Annotated in this window: 6 protein-coding genes; all 6 read right to left on the minus strand. The window is 66.2% G+C overall.

Annotated elements, in window-relative coordinates:
- On the minus strand, positions 1-1,438 hold a 1,438-nt coding region (locus B3P22_RS14640; protein WP_296271464.1), incomplete at its 3' end, for a DUF935 domain-containing protein.
- A gap of 8 nt (positions 1,439-1,446) precedes the next feature.
- A complete protein-coding gene (locus tag B3P22_RS14645) occupies positions 1,447-3,081 on the minus strand; it encodes a terminase large subunit domain-containing protein (protein WP_296271465.1) in 1,635 nt (544 codons plus the stop codon).
- Positions 3,081-3,650: a phage protein Gp27 family protein gene (locus B3P22_RS14650; protein WP_296271466.1), complete on the minus strand. Its 570-nt coding sequence runs from the start codon at positions 3,648-3,650 to the stop codon at positions 3,081-3,083. Before B3P22_RS14650 ends, B3P22_RS14645 begins: the two co-directional genes overlap by 1 nt.
- Before the next feature lie 9 nt (positions 3,651-3,659).
- Complete coding sequence (locus B3P22_RS14655; protein WP_296271467.1) at positions 3,660-3,974, minus strand: hypothetical protein; 315 nt, start codon at positions 3,972-3,974, stop codon at positions 3,660-3,662.
- On the minus strand, positions 3,971-4,312 hold the full coding sequence (locus B3P22_RS14660) for a hypothetical protein (protein ID WP_296271468.1): 342 nt from the start codon (positions 4,310-4,312) through the stop codon (positions 3,971-3,973). The genes B3P22_RS14655 and B3P22_RS14660 overlap by 4 nt, the downstream gene beginning before the upstream one ends.
- A gap of 324 nt (positions 4,313-4,636) precedes the next feature.
- Positions 4,637-5,138, minus strand: a 502-nt coding sequence (locus tag B3P22_RS14665) for a hypothetical protein (RefSeq protein ID WP_296271469.1), incomplete at its 5' end; no start/stop codon positions are given.

A 5,138-nucleotide genomic window follows, 5' to 3' on the forward strand; every position in this document is an offset into this window, starting at 1 on the left:
CTCCGCCGCGCAGGGCAGTGAGCAACGGCCCAACCAGCGGCTCGGACTGGCCCTGCAGGCGGTCCGCCGGCAAGGCTGCCAACACGGCGTCCAGGGCCGCCTGGTCGGCGGTCGCCACCGCGGCAGCGGGCACCGGCCTGCGCGCGGTCAGCGCGGCGGTGCCGCTGGCCGACGCCGCGGGGCGCGACAGCACCGGTTCGCCGTTCTGCGGTTCCGGGATTCCGAGCTTGGTGCGCGCCCATGCAAGCGGCACGTCGATCCCGGTGTTGACCGCGACCTGGATGGATCGAACGGCCTGCGCGCGTTCTTCCGGATCATCCACGTCGAACACCAGACGCGGCGCCCGGCGAGGATCACCGGCACCGGGGCGATTCAGGACGAGCAGCGGCCACAACAGGTCACGGCTGATGGAGCCGGCCAGCTGGCGTGCATCGCCCGCTTTCAGATCCTGACGCACATCATCGTGCACCTTGCCCAAGGCGTATGCGCCGCCGCCGCCATCGCTGGTCTGTGTGGTCAGGGTGCCGCCGAGGACCGCCTTGCTGATGGCGTTGTCGCACTCGCGCATCATCGAAAGGAATGGCGCTTCGCTGCCCTCCGCGGCCTTCTCGAACTGGATACTCATGCCGTCCGGGATGATGCCGGCCGCCGAGTGCCCCAGCTGGGTCACCGCGCGCAGCAGCGTGGCCTTCTCCGGGTCGCCGGTGCCAGGCGGATACGAGCCCAGGCGGATGGGCAGGCCGTAGATCTCCAGCAGTTCGGCCAGGTCGCGGGTGGCGTAGTGCTTGAACAGGTACGGCCATGCGAGCACGCGGAACAGCCCCGTGCGTGCGACGTAGCCAGAACGCGCCTTCGGCCGGTGCACCATCCAGCCGAAGGGCAGCAGCGCCTCGCCATCGGCGTTGTTGCTGCGCAGGCGCAGCGCATCCTGGTCGCGGCTGGGCAGCTTGAACCACGTCTGAGGGCGGTGGTGGAACTTACGCACCCGGCGCTCGCGGCCGAGGCGCTCCCACTCGAACTCGATGGCACTGAAACCGTGGCCGATGCCATCGGCCATGTCCAGGAGCAGTTCTTCCCAGCCCTCGATCTCCCCAACCATTTCGGTGAGGTAGCCCGCGTCCGCCTGCTCCTGTGCCGAGGGATTGGCCGGCGGTACGATGCGCCAGTCGATAGAGGCCAGCACCCGCTTACGCTTGCTGATCTCGGCGAACAGGTGGGCGTCCCGCTCTTCCATGTCCATGAACAACTCGGACTGGCCCTGCAGGTTGCCCAGCTCCGCGCTTTCCAGGATGCGGCTGAGCTTGACCGGTGTCAGGTTGCGGCTGGGATGACCGGCGAACTCACGCTGCAGGTGGGCGATATGCGCCGTCTCGCTTTGAGGCTCGGACAGCACCTGGCTGCGCAGCGGGTTGCCATAAACGTCGATGATGGTTGCCATGGGTTCTCCTACCAATGCCCACCGAAGGCGCCGGCGGGCATGTCCTCGTCTTCGTCGCTGTCCCGCTTGCCTGGTGCGGCTTCCCACTCGAACGCAACAACCAAGTTCAGGCTTGCGAACCACGCCAGGCATACCGCGACGGCGAAGTCGCCATGCCGGTGCAGCTCGGGGTCCTTGATGTCGCGGGTTTCCTTGACGACCTGCGGCACGCCCTCGACGTTCTCGATGGCGCGCAGGTCGTCGCCCAAGGTGGCGTCGCGGGGAATATCGATCTGCCGATCTTCGAAGCCCTGCACCAGCTTCGGCATCCACAGCCCGTACCAAGCCCTGTTGAGCTTGATCTGGTGCACGTGCGAACCGAACTCATCGGCGGTGTACTCGGCGATGGTTTCTCCGTTACCCGTAGCGTCGATGGCCTCGCCGGACCAACGAGGAAGCCGCCGATTGATGTGCCACAGCAAGTCCTGCTGCTGACGAGTCGGGACGTTGTGCAGTTCGATGGCAAACGGCACGCGCCGGCGCATGGTCTGCTCGATCTCCATCGGCACCATGGTCGAGAAGTGGCGGTGCCGGGCGAAGTCGTAGCCGAGGACGTGCCGGCTCTGTGGGTTGAGCTGCTCGAGCAGCGGGTCGACGTGGACAGCGATCCATTCGTCCATCCATGCCTTGCGGTCATTCGGGGTTTTCTGCACGAAATCGTCGGGCAGGGTGAGGCGCAGTACCGGGCGCTCTTCACGCATGGCCTCTTCAATCCAGACGCCCGGCAGCAGCACGCCGTTACCGTCGCGGGGAATGGCATCCAGTTCCTCGCGCATGGCCGTCAGCCGTGGGCCGTAACCCTTGCGGATGCGGGTGTACCAGCGGACCTTGCCTTCGGACGTTGCGGCTTCGCCGCTCATCCAGCAGGACCGCTCGTACAGACCATTGCCTACGGCATCATCGAACGTGGTGGTCATCACCGCCGCGTCCTCGCCGTATTTCCCCTCCTGGATATCGGTGCAGAACTGGTTGAACGGGTTGTTGCGCCCGTTATGGGAGCTGATGACGACGATGCGGCCGCCCCAGATCAGCAGCGCGGTGGCGGCATCCAGCACGCCCTGGACATCGGGGTGGAACGCCGCTTCGTCGATGATGACGATGCCCTGCAGGCCGCGGATGTTGGCCGGGCGCGAGGACAGCGCCGTGATCTGGAAGCCACTGGCGAAGCGGATGCGGAAGGCGGTGATCTGCCGGGTGTTGCCCTTCTCGTCCTGGTCCTCGAACAGGAACTGCTCAATGGCGCTGACGCCTTCGGCCTGCGATTCTGCGATGGTGCGGGCAAACTTGGCGCAGTAGCCGATGAACTCCAGGCCCTTTTCCTTGGTGTCGCCGATGTAGAAGACGTTGTTGCCGCCCGCAGATTTGCGCGAGGCGGCGGTGATGGTGCTGTCCAGAGCCATGGCGAACGTCATGCCCGTTCGCCGGCCCTTCGGCAGGGCAAGGATGCTGACCTTGTGGGCCAACTCCACCGCCTGCACCTGGTGGGCCATCAGCACGCCCTCGGCGAGGGGGTCGAAGTTGGCCGGAATCTCGCGGGCACGCGCCGGCAGTTCGTCCCACTCGACGATGGCCTGGGTGCTGGCGAGCGGCCGCATCTGGCCCATCAGCGCTTGCCCATCAACACGCGGTCACGCCAGAAGCGGGCCGCATTCTCGTCCAGGCCCTGAGCGCGCACGGCGTCGTCCAGGCGGGCCTCTTGCTCCTTCAGCAGCTCGGCGCGGGCCTGGTCGCGGATCTCCGCGGCGAACTTCTCGCGGGTGATGGCGGCGCGGGTCAGTTCGGCAATGCTCTTGGCCGTCTTTCCGTACAGCGCGATGCGCTTGGCCGGAGAGATCTCCTCGTTATCCGCGTCCGCCGCTTCCTGGAACTCAAGAAGCGCCTCGAACAGGTCAGTCTGGACGAGGCCGATGATCGCATTGCTGCGATCTGCGGTCTCGTCCGGCGCCGCGGCGGCCACCATCTTCATCGCCTCGGTACTGGCACTGATGGCCGCCAGACGGCGCTTCAGCCTCTTCGCACGTTCGTTGACGGTGGTCTTGCCGATCTCGTAACCCTGCTCTGCCAGCCATTCGGACAGGGCGACGCATCCGCCGAACGCATTGGCGACCAGGCGCTGGTCCAGTTCCTGCCGCACTTCCGGCGGCAACTGGTCAATCTTGCTCGGGGGCGGCATGGCGCGACCTCACCAGTACTTCTGCGGGCGGGCGATGCCGGGGCCGCAGTCGATGGTGTATTCGGCGATGTCAACGCCGTGACGGGTCAGCGATGCGTGCCACGGGCCGCTGGGAGATTTTTCCAGCTCCACCAGGCGGCGATTGTCGAGATAGTCCAGTTCCCGCCGTACCTCCAACGACGACGCATCCGGATACATGTCCTGCGCCGCGCCGACGAGCACGGCCTCCTTCAGCCCATACGGGCGGCCGCGGTTCAGCACCAGCAGCAGCAACCACCGCAGCTGCTCGCGGCGCACCTTGTCCAAATCGACGCCGGTATTCACTTCCTTCCCCCTTGGATCTGGATGTTCTTGACCTCGACAGCGATAGCGTCGAGCTTGGATTCCAATACGCCTTGGCCCCGCGCCCAGTCCTCACGGCGGACGTATGTGACCGGCATGTCCGCGAGCAGCTGGTAGAACTTCAGCTCCAGGTCGTGCCATTTCTGGCTGTCCCGCTGGATGGCCTGCAGGCACGCGCTGCTCGCGTCGCTGCTCGCTTGGATGCGCTCGCGCATTTCGCGGGCGAACTGCCACAGCAGGAGCTTGACCAGCCCGGCATAGGCTGCGATCAGGGTGATCACCAGGGTGATGAGGTGCCACAGCTCGAATTCCAGTTTCACTTGCCAGCTCCTGCTGCCTTCCTACCGAAAGCCTGACGCAGAAGTTGCGACGGAGCGCGCTCCAACCCGCCCGGATTCTTGGCAGGTTGGAACTCGGGCGCGGTGCCAGCGCCAGCACCGAGGAACGCCGCGGTGGCACGGTCTTCGTTTGCGCGAGCGAGGATTGCCTGCCACTCGACCTCACGCATGAGCCCGTCGTGTACGCAGACCACCGGCTGACCGGTCGGGGCCGTGCACGCGAAAGCGGGAGCTGCCGGCCCCTGCAGCTGATCCGTCAGCGCAGGCGGCATGCGCACGTACTGGACGACCGGCACTTCGACGATTTCAGTGCGCACCAGCGGCGGGCGGGCGCCCATACAGGCCGTCAGAAAGAGCAGCACACACAGGGATGCGACGCAGCGCATTGCAGTCTTCATGCTTGGATGCCTCAGCAGTAAGGGTTTGGCGGCGCCGTTCGGCGGCGACCTCCAATTGAGCGATGCGGTCGGCGCGGGCGGCCAGCTCCCGCTGGGCCGCCTGCTCGATGCGGTTCCTCCGCTCGCGCTCTTCGCGCAGCGTTGCCTTGATGGTTGCCAGGGTTTCGGCCTGGGCATTTGCGTGCAACAAAGCTGCATCACGCTCAGTGGTCAGCTGTTTGACATCGTCGTCCCTGGACTGGCGACCGATGACCACGCCACCGCCCACGAGCGATGCCAGCACCAGGAGGATGCCGACGATCTGTCCGGCGATCCCGGCCGGGGGTGTCATGACGCCACCGCCCGCTTCGCGCGCCGCAGCTTCCACCAGGTGTAGAGGCTCGCGCCGGCAGCGATCAGCACGACCACAG

The sequence above is a fragment of the Pseudomonas sp. UBA6323 genome (assembly GCF_002439135.1).
GTDB lineage: Bacteria > Pseudomonadota > Gammaproteobacteria > Pseudomonadales > Pseudomonadaceae > Aquipseudomonas.